Raw genomic sequence first — 16,263 nt, forward strand, 5'->3', positions numbered from 1 at the left:
ATCACTGCCGCTAGGCACCCGCGTTGAACAACACTTGCTGCATCGCCTGCGGCGGTTGCCCGAACGCGCGCAGAAACGCCTGGCGCATGCGCTCGCGGTCACCGAAGCCGGTTTCGCGGGCCACCACTTCGACCGGGTGACGGCTGGTTTCCATCATCGCCCGGGCAGCTTCCACCCGCAGCGACTCGATGGCCTTGGCCGGTGTCTGCCCGGTTTCTTCGCGGAACACCCGGCTGAATTGGCGCGGGCTCAGCCGAGCCACCTCGGCCAGGGCTTCCACCGACAGGTCGTGGGTCAGGTTTTCGCGGGCATAGGCCAGGGCCAGTTGCACGCGGTCGGACTTGGGGTCCAGTTCCAGTAACGCCGACAATTGCGATTGCTCACTGCCGCGGCGCTGGGCAATCACCAGCTTGCGGGCGATACGCCGGGCGAGGTCGCTGCCCAGGTCGGCTTCCACCATGGCCAATGCCAGGTCCACCCCGGCGCTCATGCCGGCGCCGGTCCAGACCTGGCCGTCAACCACGAACAGTTTGTCTTCTTCGAGCTGAATATCCGGGTAGCGCTTGCGAAATGCCGGCGCGTGAATCCAGTGGGTGGTGGTGCGCTTGCCTTCGAGCAAACCGGCTTCGGCCAGCACGAAAATGCCCATGCACAGCGAGGCCACGCGCCGCGACTGCGCAGAGGCGGCTTTGACCACTTCCAGCAGGTTGGCCTCGGGCAGGCGAAATTCCAGGTAGCCGCTGACGATCAGCGTGTCATAACCCTGTGGCCGAATCGGGCTGGTATTCACCGAAAAACCCTGAGAGGTCATGACGGCGCCGCCGCTCTCCGAGACCAGATGAAACTCATAAGCCGGTTCACCGCGCAGCAGGTTCGCGCACTCGAACACCGAACCCAGGCTGAGGCTCAGGGACTGGAAGTTCGGGTAAACCATCAGCGCAACGCTGTGCATCGTCATTCTCCAAGGGGCGTGGGAGAGGGGATTGTCGACGGGTGCCAGGCAAACGGCAACCGACTTTGTGCCATGTCCGAAATCCTTGCGGATATGACATTGTTGAAGTTTTTCTCGACGCCTAACATCTCCTCAACGAACTAGACGACTGGTCTAATCGGGACGAGATGAATGATGACTAACGCGACTAACAGTACAAGGCAGACCATTCTGGATACGGCGCAATTGATTGTGAGCCGCAAAGGATTTTCTGCCGTGGGGTTGAACGAAATACTTCAAGCCGCCGATGTACCCAAGGGGTCGTTTTATCACTACTTCCATTCCAAAGATGCATTCGGCGTGGTCTTGCTCGATACCTATTTCGACCAATACCTCAAAGGCATGGAGCAACTGTTCCAGCAACCCGGGCTGCCCTGGGCCGCCAGGTTGATGCGCTATTGGCACACCTGGATCGACAACCAGACCGGCTGCACCGACGCGGGCAAATGCCTTGCCGTCAAACTCGGTGCCGAGGTGTCAGACCTTTCAGAACCAATGCGTTTGTCCCTGCAGCGCGGCACCACTCGCACCATCGCCTTGCTGGCCGAGGCCTTGCAGCACGGCATCCAGGACGGCTCGCTGGCGGTTCAGCAACACCCCGAAAGCCTGGCTCGGCGCTTGTACGCGCTGTGGTTGGGGACCAGCGTCATGAGCAAGATCACCCGAACATCCGCGCCTTTTGACGAGGCGCTGCTGCTGACCCGACAGTTATTGGGTTGCCCTGAACCTGCTGATGCATACACCTACTGAAACCATCGATCGAGGCACTGGAAAATGAAAGTATTAATGGTACTGACCTCTCACGACCAGCTTGGCAATACCGGTCGTAAAACCGGCTTCTGGCTCGAAGAATTTGCGGCGCCCTATTACACCTTCAAAGACGCGGGTGCCGAACTGGTGCTGGCATCCCCGGCCGGCGGCCAGCCACCGCTGGACCCGGTCAGCGATCAGCCGGATGCACAGACCGAGCAAACCCGTCGCTTTGCTGGCGACCCGGCGGCCCAACAGGCCCTGGCCAGCACCGTCAAGCTGGACACGGTCAACGCCGACGACTTCGACACCGTGTTCTACCCAGGCGGCCATGGCCCGCTGTGGGACTTGGCCGAATCGCAAACGTCGATCGCACTGATCGAAGCGTTTGAGCGTGCCGGCAAGCCGATCGGTTTTGTCTGCCATGCGCCGGGCGCTCTGCGTCATGTCAAGGCCGTGAATGGCGAGCCGCTGGTCAAGGGCCGTCGTGTTACCGGTTTTTCCAACGCTGAAGAAGCTGCGGTTGGCCTGACCGATGTGGTGCCGTTCCTGATTGAAGATGATTTCAAGGCGCTCGGCGGCCACTATGAAAAGGGCGCTGATTGGCAGTCCTTTGTGCTCGAAGACGGCTTGCTGGTGACCGGGCAGAATCCTGCCAGTTCCAGTGCTGTGGCCAAGGCCCTGCTCACACTCACCGCCTGAATTAATCACACACGTTATTGATTGGCGGCTCCTTGGAGCCGCCAATGCTTTTGCTCGCCCTGAATTTGGAAATTTCACATGACTCATCATTTAAATACCCCGGTAAAACTGGGCCATCACACGCTCAATAACCGTGTTGTCTTGCCGCCTCTGACGCGTCAACGCAGCGCGCAACCCGGCGATATCGCCACCGACCTGATGGCCGAGTATTACCGCCAGCGCGCCACGGCCGGTTTCATGGTCAGCGAAGGCACGCAGATCGAACCGCGCGGCCAGGGTTACGCCTGGACGCCGGGTATCTACAGCCCGGCGCAGATCGACGGCTGGCGCAAAGTCACCGACGCCGTGCATGCCGAAGGTGGCGTGATCTTCGCCCAGCTGTGGCATGTGGGGCGCGTGTCCCATAACGCGCTGCAACCGGAGGGCGCCGCACCGGTCGCGCCGTCGGCCATTGCGGCGGAGCAGGCAAAAGCCTTTATCGAAACCGGGCCTGGCGTCGGCGAGCTGATGCAGCCGCCCGTGCCGCGTGCGTTGAGCAGGCTGGAAATTGAAGAACTGGTAGGGCACTACGCACAGGCGGCGCGCAATGCATTGGATGCCGGTTTTGATGGGGTGGAAATCCACGCCGCCAATGGTTACCTGGTCAACCAGTTCATCTCGGCTCACGCCAACCAGCGTGACGACGAATACGGTGGCTCGCTGCACAACCGCCTGCGCTTTCTGCGCGAGATCGTTGAGGCCGTGACCGCCGTGGTCGGCCCGCAGCGCCTGGGTGTGCGTTTTTCTCCGCTGTTCAGCGGCACGGATCAGGACCGCGTGTACATCGGCCTGGTCGAGGAAGATCCGCATCACACCTACATTGAAGCGATCAAGGTGCTCGAGGCATCGGGCATTGCCTATGTGTCTATCGCCGAGGCTGACTGGGACAACGCTCCCGACCTGCCCGAAACCTTCCGTCAGGCGGTGCGCAGCACGTTCAGCGGGCGCATCATCTACGCCGGTCGCTACACCGCTGAGCGCGGGGCAAAATTGGTGGAGGCGGGGCTGGCAGACTTGATTGCCTTCGGCCGTCCGTTCATTGCCAACCCGGACCTGCCGCAGCGACTGTTCAACGGCTGGCCGCTGAACCCGTTGCGGGCGCAGGGCATGTACGGCGGCTCGGAAGAGGGCTACACCGATTACCCGGCGTTCGCCGAGTAACTAGTCGATGCCCCGGCGCGGATCCGTTGTCGGGGCCGTCGAGCAGTGGCGCGGCGGTGAAGGCGGTGGGGCAGGCAACAACATGGTGACCGTGCCGCCGCCATCGCAGCCTCGCTGGAGCTCTACAACTGCCAGCGTTGATCTTCAGCAGGGCGGATGAGCGTCATTCCACGCGCAACACAATCTTGCCAATGTGATCGCCGCCTTCCATCCGCGCATGGGCCTGGGCGGCGTCGGTGTATTCGTACACCTTGTCGATCATCGGCAGGCAGCGTCCGGCGGACAGTACCGGCCACACGTATTCGCGCAGCTGTTCGGCAATGGCAGCCTTTTCGTCCTTGGTGCGTGCGCGCAGCAAGGAGCCGGTGATCACGGCGCGCTTGCCGAGGATGGTCAGCAGGTCGACGTCATTGGCCTTGCCGCCGCCGAGGAAGCCCAGCATCACCAGGTGCCCGTCCATGGCCAGGGACTTGAGGTTATTGTTCAGGTACGAGGCGCCCATGATGTCGAGGATCACATTCACGCCCTTGTTGTCGGTCTTCTGCGCGATGACCTCGGCGAAGTCCTGCTCGCGGTAGTTGATCGGCTCGGCGCCCAGCTTGGCGATCGCCGCACATTTGTCGGCGCTGCCGGCGGTGGCGAACGCCTGGATACCGTATTCGCGGCACAGCATCAACGCGGTGGTACCGATGCCGCTGGTGCCGCCGTGGATCAGCACGCTCTGGCCAGTATGAGCATCACCCAGGCCAAACAGGTTGGCCCAGACGGTGAAGAAGGTTTCCGGCACGGCGGCGGCTTGAATCCAGTCCATGCCATCCGGAATCGGCAAGGCCTGGCTGGCAGGCACCGCGCAAAATTGTGCATACCCACCGCCGTTAGTCAGGGCACACACCTTGTCACCCAGCGCGTACTCGCTGACACCCTCGCCCAATGCAACCACTTCACCCGCCACTTCCAAGCCTGGAATGGGGCTCATGCCAGGTTTCATCGGGTACTTGCCGGCGCGCTGCAACGCATCCGGGCGGTTGACGCCGGCCGCGTGCACGCGAATCAGGATTTCACCGGGCCCTGCCACCGGCACATCGGCCCGGCGCGGTTGCAGGACCTCGGGGCCGCCAGGGGCGGTGATTTCGATCAGGGTCATTTCTTTTGGCAGTGACATGTGCGATTACCTGCAACGATGAGCGTATGAGTTGGGACCGCGTCGGGCAGTCGCCGGTTCAGCCGCATCATACCCAGGGTCAGCGCGTGTCGAAAAAAAGCCGGGCAAGCCCGGCAAAATAAGGAGAGGGTGATTCACTCGCTTCAGCGATTGAGGAACGCCAACAAGTCTTCGTTCAGCTGCTGGGTGTGGGTGGCGGCAAAACCGTGCGGCGCATCCTTGTACACCTTCAGCTGTGCGCCCTTGATCATCTCGGCCGCGACTTTACCGGTGGTTTCGAACGGTACGACCTGGTCGCCGTCACCGTGGATCACCAGGGTGGGCACCTCGATCTTGGCCATGTCCGGGCGGAAGTCGGTCTCGGAGAATACGGTGACACAATCCACGGTCGATTTAAGCGACGCCAGCAGCGCGACCTGCAAGGTCTGCGTCAGCACGCCCTGGGAGACTTTCTGGCCCTTGTTGATGCCATAGAACGAGGCATTGAAGTCGCTGATAAATTGCGCGCGATCCTTCAGCAGCCCGGCCTTGATGCCATCAAACACCGCGGTAGGCACGCCCTGCGGGTAATCCGGTTTTTGGCCGAAGATCGGCGTGACGGCGCCCAGCAGCACGAGGCCGGCCAAACGCGAGTTGCCGTGGCGAGCGATGTAGCGCGCCACATCGCCGCCGCCCATCGAGAAGCCCACCAGGGTCACCTCCTTGAGGTCCAGGTGTTCGATCAGTTGGGCGATATCGTCGGCGAAAGTGTCGTAGTCGTTACCGGTCCACGGTTGGTCCGAGCGGCCAAAGCCCCGGCGGTCGAAGGCGATGGTGCGAAAGCCACGGCTGCTCAGGTATTCCATCTGGTATTCCCACATGTCGGCATCCAGTGGCCAACCGTGGCTGAACAGCACGGGCTTACCGCTGCCCCAATCCTTGAAATAAATCTGGGTACCGTCTTTGGCAACGAATGTGCTCATGGAAAACTCCTTGGGGTCAGGGGGCAAAAGCTCAGTCTCACTATCGCGTTAAACCGGCCCAGGGGCTTGTACGGATGTGCTCGGTTGAACGCTTGCGCGTCTGCATTGGTCCACTGACCTCTACCGTCAGTTCAACAGGTGAACCAAATGGCCAAGACTTACAGCTACGCCGCTCGGGATTCCAAGGATGCACTCAAGCCTTTTACCTTCGAGCGCCGCGCGCCGGGGTCGGACGACGTCCAGATCGATATTCTCTATTGCGGCGTGTGCCACTCCGACCTGCACACCGCGCGTAACGAATGGCACAACACCTTGTACCCGTCGGTGCCCGGCCATGAAATCGTCGGCCGCGTCACGGCCGTCGGTGCCAACGTGAAAAAATTCAAGGTCGGTGACCTGGCCGGTGTCGGTTGTATGGTCGACAGTTGCCAGCACTGCGCATCCTGCGCCGAGGGCGAGGAGCAATACTGCGAGAACGGCTTTACCGGCACCTACAATGGCCCGGTGTTCGGCGGCGAAAACACCTTTGGCGGCTACTCGGACAATATCGTGGTCAAGGAGAAGTTCGTGCTGCGCATCTCCCACGATTCGAACCTGGCGGCCGTGGCGCCGCTGCTGTGCGCGGGCATTACCACTTACTCGCCGCTGCACCACTGGAAGGTGGGGCCCGGCAAAAAAGTCGGGGTCGTCGGCCTCGGCGGGCTAGGGCATATGGCGGTGAAGATCGCGCATGCCATGGGCGCGCATGTCACGCTGTTCACCACCTCGCCGAACAAGCGCGAAGACGGCCTGCGCCTGGGGGCCGACCAAGTGGTGGTGTCAAAGAACCCGGACGAGATGGCCAAGGTCGTCAACAGCCTGGACTTCATCCTCAACACCGTTGCCGCGCCGCACGACCTCGATGCGTTTCTCAATCTGCTCAAGCGCGATGGCACCATGACGCTGGTCGGCGCACCCGACAGCCCGCATCCGTCGCCGACGGTGTTCAACCTGATCTTCAAACGCCGCAGCCTGGCCGGTTCGTTGATTGGTGGCATCCAGGAAACCCAGGACATGCTGGACTTCTGCGCCAAGCACAAGATTGTCTCGGACATCGAGATGATCGACATCCAGGGCATCAACGAGGCGTACGAGCGGATGCTCAAGGGCGATGTGAAGTATCGCTTCGTGATTGATATGGAGAGCTTGAAGAAGGAAAGTCACGCGGCTTGAAACGCGGCAGGCCTACGGTGGGAGCGAGCTTGCTCGCGAAAGCGCATTGACAGTCAACAGAGTCATCGACTGATCCATCGCCTTCGCGGGCAAGCCCGCTCCCACATTTGTTCAGTGCGAGCCGTTAAGCCGACAAGTGCTCGTAGAGAATCGTCGCACCCACCAGCATCAACACCACGCCGCCGACCATTTCGGCGCGCTTGCCCACCACCGTGCCCAGCACCCGACCGAGCATCATGCCGATGGTTACCATGGTCATGGTCGCCAGGCCGATGGCTGCCGACGCCACCAGAATATTCACATCGATAAAGGCCAGGCCCACGCCGACGGCCATCGCATCAATGCTGGTCGCAAAGGCGGTAATGGCCAGGATCATGAAGGAATGCTGGGTCGGCTTTTCCGCCTCCTCATCGTCCGCCTTGAGCCCGTTGTAGATCATGTGCAAGCCCAGTGCGACCAGCAGGGTAAAGGCGATCCAGTGATCCCAGTCCTCCACCCAACGCGTGGCTGCATGGCCGATGGCCCAGCCGATCATCGGCGTGATGGCTTCGATCACACCAAAGATCAGGCCGGCGCGCAGTGCTTCGATCAGACGCGGTTTGTGCAGGCTGGAGCCTTTGCCGATGGCCGCCGCAAAGGCGTCCGTGGACATGGCCAGGGCGAGAAAAATCAGGGAAATGGGGTTCACGGTGAGGCTTCCAGTCGGGCTGTATGAGTCAACGACACAACCACACGCCCGACTTTAGGCATGGATGTGTCGCTGGTCTCACCAACCTCAACGGTGTTCGTACCACGGCAGGTTGCCGAATATGTTGATACGAACGCTTCTGAGCGGGTCAGAAGCCGGTTACTCCCCAACGAAGGGGCGCATCATAGACAGCCAAATATGAAAATTCCGTTAACGCCCTTCAAATACCGGTGGGCGGCGCTCCATACGCTCTGGCCGACGTCGGCGCCGTGGATCACCATGCCGACGCGCTGGGCGGCGAGGGCGACGGAGTCTTGCGAGGTTGGGTAGCGGGCGAAGAACGATCGGAGTGCGCCATATCATTAGTTCTTTAAACGTAACTGCGTGGGAAAGCTCCTTTTGAGCACTCTCAGCGTAGCTAGCGTGGGACCGGGGTTTGTAATGGTTGGCTATAACCAGGCGCGCCCGCCGACGAAAATCATTTTTGACACCAGCTCCACGATGTTTTTCACCTCAAGTTTCTTCATCAGCCGTGCCCTGTGCACTTCCACCGTACGGTGAGAGATCGCCAGGCGCTGGGCGATTTCCTTGGATTTAAGACCGTTGACGATGTGCATGGCGATTTCCCGCTCCCGTGGCGTCAGGTCGCCGGTGCCCTGGTGCGTGCGGTCCAGGCGCTCGAAGTGCCAGATCATCAGCTTGAACGGGTCTCTGGGCGTGAGGGTGTAGCCGTGGGACTTGGCCCAGAACACCTCGCCGCTTTTGTGCTGCATGAAGCGTTCATCGGAGTAGAAGCCGTTCTCGCTCTCCAGCAGCCAGTCGTGGCTACGCTTGCCGATGGCGTGATAATCGGCCTGGGACGGGTAGATCAGCAGGGTCAGTTGGTTGACCAATTCGTCGCGCGAATAGCCGAACAACTGCAGGAAGGCCTCATTGCAATCGACCATCACGCGGTTGCGCGTGACCAGTTGCGGGGCCGGGGAGAGCTGGAACGCCAGGCGTTCGATATCTTGAAGTTGCTGGGTAAACGCGTTCATTGGGCATCCTGCCTCGTTGCTTTTCTCACCGGGCTACTTATCCATGTAAGTAGTTACACGAATTGGCGAGCGCTCAGCGGTGCGTCATTGTAGGTAAATGTCCGCATCAAAAATAGAAGAAATTGATTATGCCAGCTGATTGCGTCTCCATTGTTGCCGCCGGTCATTCGCGTTTTGGTCGCCTGGAAGGCACCACCCTTGAAGACCTGATCGTGCAGGTTACCCGCGAAGCCCTGGCCGATGCGGCCATTGATGCGTCGCAAATCGATGCGTTGTTCCTGGGGCACTTCAACTCGGGGTTGGTGCCTGACGGGTTTGCCAGCTCCTTGTTGTTGCAGGCCGACCCGGGCTTGCGCTTCAAACCCGCCACGCGGTGTGAAAACGCCTGTGCGTCGGGCTCGGCCGCGATTCAGGCTGGGATCAACGCGATCCTCTCCGGCAGCGCCGACCTGGTGCTGGTGGTCGGCGCCGAGAAGATGACCCACACGTCCACCGCCGAGGTCACCCAGGCCCTGGCCGGCGCCGGTTATCAGAACGACCCGGCCGAAGCCGGCTTGAGTTTCCCGCAGTTGTTCGGCCGTGCGGCGCGCCAATACACCGAGCGCTACCACTGCCCGCTGGGCTCGATGGCCGCCATCGCCACCAAGAACCACACCAATGCCATGGCCAACCCGCTGGCGCAAATGCACCGGGTGATGGATTTCGAACACTGCAACAACGTGTCCAAGAGCAACCCGTTTGTGGCCGAATCCCTGCGCCTGACTGATTGCTCGTTGATCAGCGACGGCGCCGCCGCGATCATCCTGGCCTCACCCAAGCGAGCGCGCGCGTTTCGTCGAGATGTGCAGATTCGTGCGATGACCCAGGTCAACGACTGCTTGCCCATTGCCCAGCGCGACATCCTGGCGTTTGAAGGCCCGCAACGGGCCATCCACTCGGCGCTGCGCGGGGCGAATATCACCCTGGCCGACCTGAGTTTCGCCGAGGTGCACGACTGCTTCACCATCGCCGAACTGCTGATCTACGAAGCCATGGGCCTGGCGCCCAAGGGCGAGGGCCATCGCGTGCTCGACAGTGGCGTGGTGCGCGCCGGCGGGCGGCTGCCGGTGAACCTCTCGGGTGGGCTCAAGGCCAAGGGGCATCCGGTGGGTGCCACCGGCGTGTCGATGCACGCCTTGGCGTTCCGCCAATTGACCGGCGAACCGATTGGCCTGGCGGTGCCCAACCCGGAGTTTGGCCTGGTGTTCAACATGGGCGGCATGGCAGTGGCCAACTACGCCTCGGTCCTGCACGCGCGCCGGTACTGACCCATGAACATTGCCAACTGGTTGCACGACACCCAGCGCCGCGACCCGCAGCGACCGGCATTGTTCGAAGGCACGCGGCAAGTGGCCGACTACGCGACCTTTGCTGCGCATGTTCGCCAGCGCGCCGCGCACTTGGTGGACCAGCACGGCGTGGTCGCCGGTGATGCGGTCGCCGTGCTGATGAAGAACAGCTGCGACTACCTGGAAGTGCTCTACGCCATCTGGTGGCTGGGCGCAGTGGCTGTGCCGATCAACGCCAAATTGCACCCGGCTGAGGCCGCGTGGATCGCCGATAACGCCCAGGCGCGCCTGATCTTTACCGACGGCGGCCGGGTATTTTCGGCGTCGCGCGACTTGCCTCAGCACTGCAAGGAACTGGACGGCCACACGCTGCCGCCGACGCGTGGCTGGCCGACCCTGGCGCAGCCGGAGCCCCGCCAGGACCAGGATCTTGCCTGGCTGTTTTACACCTCCGGCACCACCGGGCGCTCCAAGGGCGTGATGCTGTCCCACGGCAACCTGATGGCGATGTCGTTGTGTTACCCCACAGACGTGGATCCGGTCAGCGCCGATGACGCAGTGCTGTATGCCGCGCCAATGTCCCATGGCGCCGGGCTCTACAACTTCATTCATGTGCGCTGCGGCGCGCGGCATGTGGTGCCGGCTTCCCACGGTTTCGACGCCGCCGAGCTGTTTGGCCTGGCGGCCGAGCTGGGCAATGTTTCACTGTTTGCGGCGCCGACCATGGTCAAGCGCATGGTCGAACAGGCGCGGCGCCAGGGCTATCGCGGCGAAGGCATCAAAACCATCGTTTACGGTGGCGGCCCGATGTACCTGGCCGATCTGTGTGAGGCCGTCGACACCTTCGGCCCGCGGCTGGTGCAGATCTACGGCCAGGGCGAGAGCCCGATGACCATCAGCGTGCTGCCTCGCGCGCTGATCGCCGACCGCCAACGCGCAGACTGGGCCACATTGGCCGCCTCCGTCGGCCATGCGCAATCCTGTGTTGAAATCCGCATTTTCGACCCACAGCACCAGCCGGTGCCGACGGGCGAGCGCGGCGAAATCGCCGTGCGCGGTGCCACGGTGATGCAAGGCTACTGGCGCAACCCCGAGGCATCGCGTCAGACCCTGGTCGAGGGCTGGCTGTTGACCGGTGACGTCGGCTTTCTCGACGCGGCGGGTTACCTGACCCTGACGGACCGTTCCAAGGACGTGATCATCAGCGGCGGCAGCAACGTGTACCCGCGTGAAGTCGAGGAAGTGCTGGCGCAACATCCCGAGGTGTTCGAGGTGTGCGTCGTGGGAGAGCCGGATGCGCAATGGGGCGAATCGGTGGTGGCGTTTGTGGTGACGCGCAGCGGGCAACCGCTCGATGAAGCCGAGCTGACGGCCTGGTTTTTACAGCGCATGGCCTCGTTCAAGAAACCCAGGAAGTACCTGTTTCCCGGCGAATTGCCAAAGAACAGTTACGGCAAAATCCTCAAGACTGACTTGCGGCAGTGGCTGAAAGCAGCGAGTATCGCCGCGCTTTCCTAGACCCGTTTTTCATGGACAGAACATCAGACAAGGAGTCCCTTTGATGGGCAATCAAGCGCAAGACACGGTCCGCAAGCGGCGCCGTGCGTTTCTCGGTGCCACTTCCGGTCACTTGATCGAGTGGTACGACTACGGCGTCTACGGCTTTCTCGCCGTGTACATCGGCCAGGCCTTTTTCGTCTCCGATGACCCCACCACCAGCCTGTTGGCCAGCTTCGCGGCGTTTGCCCTAAGCTTTTTCATCCGGCCTCTGGGCGGGCTGTTCTTCGGTCCGCTGGCGGACAAGATCGGCCGCCGCAAAACCCTGATCATGGCGCTGGTGATGATGACCGGCTCCACCGTCATGCTCGGCCTGTTGCCCACTTATGCAACGCTTGGCATTGCTGCGCCGATGCTGCTGATTCTGGTGCGCTGCGTGCAGGGTTTCTCGGCGGGCGGCGAGATCGGCACAGTGACCAGCTTTATCTCCGAATACGCCGGCCCCGGCCGACGCGGTTTTGCCACGTGCTGGCTGATGGTCACCGCCGTGCTCGGCCTGCTGCTGGGCGGCGCTGTGGCCAATGGCATGACCTGGGTCCTGGGCGCCGAGGTGATGCAGGAATGGGCCTGGCGCGTGCCGTTCCTGATCGCCGCACCGTTGGGTTTTATCTCCATGTACATCCGCCTCAAGCTGGAAGACAGCCCGGAATTTCTCGCCTTGCAGCGCGCCGGGCAGACTTCCCGTGCACCGCTGCGCGAAGTCTGGCAGTGGAAGCGCGCGATTGCCCTGGTGTTTTTCATCATCACCTTGCACAGCTCGATCTTTTACCTGGTGCTGACCTTCGCCTCGACCTACATGGCCAAGATCCTCAAGTTCGACAGCGGCACCACGCTGCTCTATGTGTTCGTCGCGAGTTTCTCGGCTGCGTTCGTGATGCCGTTTGGCGGCGCGTTCACCGATAAATACGGACGTAAGCCGTTTCTGATGGTGATCGGCACCCTGGCCACGCTGGCGATGTTCTGGCTGTTCAAGTCGGCGCCAACCGCCACTGCCGCGTCGTTCTTCGCGCCATTGATGGCGGTGGCGATCCTGTTCGGGCTGTATGCCTCCTCGACCTATGCGCTGATGAGCGAGCTGCTGCCCACGCGCATTCGCTCCACCGGGATTGCCGTGGCGTACAACGTCCCGGTCGCAGTGTTTGGCGGCAGCGCGCCGCTGATCTCCACCTGGCTGATCAAGGTGACGGGCGACATCACTTCACCCTGGTATTTCTACGTGGCAACCGGTGTGGTGTCGTTGATCGCACTGGTGGTGCTGCGCAAGGAAGATTTCGTCGCCAGTGGCAGCCCGATGGTGGCGCCGGCGGGGGCCGTGTTGGCCCCAGCCGCCTGATCGACTGCGGTTTTCGCAAACCCGGCTACGCTGTTTCAGGTCTCATCATTGATCAACAAGAAAGACCTGACCATGAGTGAACTGCTCAACAGCGTTACCCCAAAAAGCCTGACACTCAGCGCTGCAGCACGCCACGAAACGTTGCACTCAACGCGCGCAACGTTTCGCGCGAGCGCGCATCACTGATCCGGCTATACAGCAGCACTTCACTGACGGGTAATGCGGGCAGGCCGTATTGCTCGCTCACGTCCACCGCCCCGGCCGGGGCCACGCGGTGGGCGAGGGCGGCGACCCCCAATCCGGCGCTCACTGCCGCGCCTACTGCCATCACGCCACCGCCGACAAACACTTCGGTCCAGTCGATACGCGCGGCCTCCAATGCCCTCACCGCCAGGTGCCGAACGCCACAGGGCGCGGCCATGGTCGCCATGCGCAGCGGTGCGCCGGGGCTGTGTTGCCAGTGTGGCGCCGCGAACCAGCCAAAGCGTTCCACGGCCAGCACTTCGCCGTCCTGGCGATCGCCTTCGTTGCGCACGATCACCGCGTCCAGTTCATGGCGATCAAACGCGGCCACCAGGTCGCGGGACGAGGCGATGCGCACCTCAAGAATCACCAGCGGGTCGTAGGCCGCGAGTCGGCTGAGCCAGGTGGGCAAGTCCGGCCCGGCCACGTGGTCGCTGATACCAATCACCAAACGCCGAGGCGCGTGGGCGCCCAGGTCAGCCAGCGCCCGCTCATGGGCATTGAGCAGGGCACGCGCGGCCACGATGAAGCGCTCGCCCTGGGGCGACAGCTGCACATGGCGAGGCGTGCGTACCAACAGGCGATAACCGAGGCGTTCTTCCAGGCGCTTGAGCTTCAGGCTGATGGCGGCCTGGGAGGTGTCGAGCGCCTCGGCGGCGCGGGTGAAGCTGGCGAAATCAGCCACCAGCACAAAGGCGTGCACGGTGTCGATGTCGAGGGGTTTGAGCGCGTCAGTCATATCCAATCCTTATCGCACTTATATTCGGTCATATCTTGTTGAAATCATTGCCAGTGCGCAAGCTCTGTCCACATCTTGCACAGGAGCTTTGCCATGTTTGCCAAACAGTATTCACACCGCCTGCCTGCCGACTACGACATGGACGTGATACGCCGGCGCGCCGCGCAATTGGGGCCGTTGTGGGATGACACGCAAGGGCTGCTGTTCAAGGCGTTTATCGCGCAGACCCGTGGGCAGGCGCCGGGCAATGTGTATGCGTCGGTGTACCTGTGGGCCGACCCGTTGCAGGCCGCCGACTTTCTACTCGGCGAGCGTTTTCAAAAGGTGCTCGACAGCTTTGGCCGTCCGCACATCGAAAGCTGGTTGCCGCTGGATGTGCAGCGTGGGCCCGCGCAGCACGCGTTGAGCCTGTACCGAGAGGAGTGGCCGCTGGTGCCGGGGGCGGATCGGGCGGGGATCGTCGCCGAGGAAAAACGGCGCAATCAGCAGTTGGCTGACAGCGGTGACACGTTTGCAGTATGCCTGGCGCTGGATGTGCAGGCGTGGCGGCTGGTGCGCATCACCTTGTCAAGCAAGGCGCTGGATGCGGCGCATCCCGGAACGGGCTATGAGGTGTTGTACCTGGCCCGTCCCGGGGTTCAGTTCAAGGGTTGAAACGCGCTTTTGGCTGGCTGAGCTTGCGCTCGGCCACCGCGCCAAACACCAGGCCTAGGGTGGTCCACAGCACCAGTTGGATACCCAGCGACGCTACGCGGAATTTCCACAGCAGCGCGGCCGAAAACGCCTCCGGCACTTCGTTGATCACCGGGAACAGGCTGCCGGCCACCGACACAATCACGATGTACAACGCCACACCCAGGATCGCCCCGGCCCAGATGCCACGGCGGGCAATCAGCTTGCGCGCGGCGTTGATCGCAATCACCGCGGCCGCCACTGACACCAGCAGCATCAGGAAAAACAACTTGGTGCGCTGCGCGATGGTTTCGGGGTCGCCCACCGAGGGCGGGTTGGCCGGGTACTTGAGCCCTGGCACCAGGGTAATTGCCACAAATGCCGCCAGTGCCAGCAGCGCCGCCAGGCCACGCGGGCCGACCTTGCCGATGCGCCCCAGGGCGTAAGCGAACACCAGGGCGAAGAGGCCGCCCAGTGACACGCTGTACACCACCACGCCGGTGAACAGGCCGAAGGTGCTTTGCACCTCGCGGCTCACCAGCTCCTCTTCCGGCGCATCGCCGTGCATCTGTGCCATGTGGTCTTCAAAGGCGATGGCCTTGTCGATCTGCGGTTCACCAAAGGTCTTGGCGAAGCCGAAAGCCAGCACGCCGGCGAGCAAGCCCACCAGCATCCCGCGCAGGAGTAAATGCCCTGTCATGTCGTGTCTCGCTTATCGATTAATGGCAGGGGAAACCCAGCAGGTGGCGGCCGTCGTGCACAAACTCATGCACATACATGCCTTTGAACACCGCGGTGGCGCCTTGCTCTGCGCCGACAAAATAGAGCGCCAGCAGCAACAACAGGCCGCCGAAGATCGCCCAAGGCAGAATGTCGCCCAAGGGCAGGGTGGGTAAATGCACATCAGGATTCGTTGCAGCAGTGTTAGCCATGAAAACCTCCAGGGATGACGCGTCCCGAAATGGATTGCGATTGGGCTGAAACAGGGTCTGGCTTACGGCTAAAAGGCCGAATACAGTGGCGCGACCGCGCCGGATTCGAACCGGCTTCCTCTTTCATGTTCGTTGTAACATGTTGAAACAACTTTGCCAGTCTACGCCGACTGCGCGTCGAAACAGAGTGAATTGTGATGCAGGCCACCCGGTTGACCTTGATATGCCATGCCGCCACGCCGTTGCAAAAACAGGGGCGGTTTCCCGATGACGAATCGGTAGCGATGCAATGGCAACCCGCGGCCTTGTCCCTGGCGGGTCGTTTCAAGAAAAGCCCGCGACTGGTATGTGGGCCCGAGGCCAGAACCCGGCAAACCGCCGGCTTGTTCGGCGATAACGCGCAGGTCGAAGACGCGTTGCGCGACGGTGATTTCGGCGCCTGGAAAGGCCAGGCCATCGCCCAGCTCGACAGCCATGCATTGAGTGACTGGCTGACCAACAGCGCCAGCGCGCCTCACGGCGGTGAGTCGGTGGAGCAGATTTGCGTGCGCGTCGCTGACTGGATGAAAAGTCTCGAAACCCAACCCGGGCATGTGGTGGCTATCACCCACCCGTTTGTGATTCGCGCCGCGATGCTGTACGTGTTGCAGTTCCCTGTCTCGATGTTCTACCTGATTGATGTCGAGCCGCTGTCCGCCACCGAACTGCGCTTTAACAAGGTGTGGCGCCTGCGTCTGGAAACTCACGCCTGAGCG

At 62.0% G+C, this 16,263-nt stretch carries 17 protein-coding genes and 1 riboswitch; of the genes, 9 read left to right on the forward strand and 8 right to left on the reverse strand.

The window, feature by feature from the left end:
• Positions 1-10: 10 nt before the first annotated feature.
• Complete coding sequence (locus tag ACM530_RS23190; RefSeq protein ID WP_145164881.1) at positions 11-952, reverse strand: GlxA family transcriptional regulator; 942 nt, start codon at positions 950-952, stop codon at positions 11-13.
• A gap of 174 nt (positions 953-1,126) precedes the next feature.
• Here ACM530_RS23190 and ACM530_RS23195 point away from each other — a divergent pair, with 174 nt between their 5' ends.
• The 3 genes from ACM530_RS23195 (at position 1,127) to ACM530_RS23205 (ending at position 3,643) form a co-directional block, all read left to right on the forward strand.
• A complete protein-coding gene (locus tag ACM530_RS23195) occupies positions 1,127-1,741 on the forward strand; it encodes a TetR/AcrR family transcriptional regulator (RefSeq protein WP_262206589.1) in 615 nt (204 codons plus the stop codon).
• Positions 1,742-1,765: 24 nt separating this feature from the next.
• Positions 1,766-2,443: a type 1 glutamine amidotransferase domain-containing protein gene (locus ACM530_RS23200; RefSeq protein ID WP_145164885.1), complete on the forward strand. Its 678-nt coding sequence runs from the start codon at positions 1,766-1,768 to the stop codon at positions 2,441-2,443.
• Between the two features lie 78 nt (positions 2,444-2,521).
• A complete protein-coding gene (locus ACM530_RS23205; protein ID WP_145164887.1) occupies positions 2,522-3,643 on the forward strand; it encodes an alkene reductase in 1,122 nt (373 codons plus the stop codon).
• 163 nt (positions 3,644-3,806) lie between these two features.
• Here ACM530_RS23205 and ACM530_RS23210 read toward each other — a convergent pair whose 3' ends face one another.
• Together ACM530_RS23210 and ACM530_RS23215 are read right to left on the reverse strand one after the other, a co-directional pair.
• Complete coding sequence (locus ACM530_RS23210) at positions 3,807-4,805, reverse strand: NAD(P)H-quinone oxidoreductase (RefSeq protein WP_242198502.1); 999 nt, start codon at positions 4,803-4,805, stop codon at positions 3,807-3,809.
• 143 nt (positions 4,806-4,948) lie between these two features.
• Entirely contained in the window at positions 4,949-5,767 is an 819-nt protein-coding gene (locus tag ACM530_RS23215; protein ID WP_145164891.1) for an alpha/beta fold hydrolase, read from the reverse strand.
• 147 nt (positions 5,768-5,914) lie between these two features.
• On the opposite strand from ACM530_RS23215, the gene ACM530_RS23220 reads away from it, so the two are divergent.
• Entirely contained in the window at positions 5,915-6,979 is a 1,065-nt protein-coding gene (locus ACM530_RS23220; RefSeq protein WP_242198500.1) for an NAD(P)-dependent alcohol dehydrogenase, read from the forward strand.
• 124 nt (positions 6,980-7,103) lie between these two features.
• On the opposite strand, the gene mntP is transcribed toward ACM530_RS23220, so the two are convergent.
• Positions 7,104-7,667, reverse strand: a complete 564-nt coding sequence (gene mntP / locus ACM530_RS23225) for a manganese efflux pump MntP (RefSeq protein WP_145164895.1) — start codon at positions 7,665-7,667, stop codon at positions 7,104-7,106.
• Between the two features lie 449 nt (positions 7,668-8,116).
• Positions 8,117-8,704: a LuxR C-terminal-related transcriptional regulator gene (locus tag ACM530_RS23230; RefSeq protein WP_119736077.1), complete on the reverse strand. Its 588-nt coding sequence runs from the start codon at positions 8,702-8,704 to the stop codon at positions 8,117-8,119.
• Between the two features lie 128 nt (positions 8,705-8,832).
• On the opposite strand from ACM530_RS23230, the gene ACM530_RS23235 reads away from it, so the two are divergent.
• Genes ACM530_RS23235 through ACM530_RS23245 form a run of 3 tightly spaced genes read left to right on the forward strand, consistent with a single transcriptional unit; the run spans position 8,833 to position 12,922 of the window.
• Positions 8,833-10,011: an acetyl-CoA acetyltransferase gene (locus tag ACM530_RS23235; protein WP_416363258.1), complete on the forward strand. Its 1,179-nt coding sequence runs from the start codon at positions 8,833-8,835 to the stop codon at positions 10,009-10,011.
• A 3-nt stretch (positions 10,012-10,014) separates the two neighbouring features.
• Positions 10,015-11,550, forward strand: coding sequence for a class I adenylate-forming enzyme family protein (locus tag ACM530_RS23240; RefSeq protein WP_416363259.1), 1,536 nt, complete (start codon positions 10,015-10,017; stop codon positions 11,548-11,550).
• Between the two features lie 43 nt (positions 11,551-11,593).
• A complete protein-coding gene (locus tag ACM530_RS23245; RefSeq protein WP_416363260.1) occupies positions 11,594-12,922 on the forward strand; it encodes an MFS transporter in 1,329 nt (442 codons plus the stop codon).
• Between the two features lie 115 nt (positions 12,923-13,037).
• Here ACM530_RS23245 and ACM530_RS23250 read toward each other — a convergent pair whose 3' ends face one another.
• Positions 13,038-13,904 carry a LysR family transcriptional regulator gene (locus ACM530_RS23250; RefSeq protein WP_416363261.1) on the reverse strand — a complete coding sequence of 289 codons (867 nt, stop codon included), beginning with the start codon at positions 13,902-13,904 and terminating at the stop codon, positions 13,038-13,040.
• 93 nt (positions 13,905-13,997) lie between these two features.
• Here ACM530_RS23250 and ACM530_RS23255 point away from each other — a divergent pair, with 93 nt between their 5' ends.
• Entirely contained in the window at positions 13,998-14,558 is a 561-nt protein-coding gene (locus ACM530_RS23255; protein ID WP_242198491.1) for a DUF4865 family protein, read from the forward strand.
• On the opposite strand, the gene ACM530_RS23260 is transcribed toward ACM530_RS23255, so the two are convergent.
• On the reverse strand, positions 14,548-15,276 hold the full coding sequence (locus ACM530_RS23260) for a CbtA family protein (protein ID WP_416363262.1): 729 nt from the start codon (positions 15,274-15,276) through the stop codon (positions 14,548-14,550). The genes ACM530_RS23255 and ACM530_RS23260 overlap by 11 nt on opposite strands.
• A gap of 19 nt (positions 15,277-15,295) precedes the next feature.
• The gene (locus tag ACM530_RS23265) at positions 15,296-15,508 is read right to left on the reverse strand and encodes a CbtB domain-containing protein (RefSeq protein ID WP_145164912.1); all 213 of its coding nucleotides are present in this window, start codon (positions 15,506-15,508) and stop codon (positions 15,296-15,298) included.
• Between the two features lie 34 nt (positions 15,509-15,542).
• Positions 15,543-15,667: riboswitch (cobalamin riboswitch) on the reverse strand.
• A 38-nt stretch (positions 15,668-15,705) separates the two neighbouring features.
• Between ACM530_RS23265 and ACM530_RS23270 the strand changes: the two genes are divergently transcribed.
• Positions 15,706-16,260 carry a histidine phosphatase family protein gene (locus tag ACM530_RS23270; RefSeq protein ID WP_416365116.1) on the forward strand — a complete coding sequence of 185 codons (555 nt, stop codon included), beginning with the start codon at positions 15,706-15,708 and terminating at the stop codon, positions 16,258-16,260.
• Positions 16,261-16,263: the final 3 nt, after the last annotated feature.

Origin of the sequence: Pseudomonas sp. NFX183 (assembly GCF_047943075.1) — a bacterium.
Classification (GTDB): Bacteria; Pseudomonadota; Gammaproteobacteria; order Pseudomonadales; family Pseudomonadaceae; genus Aquipseudomonas.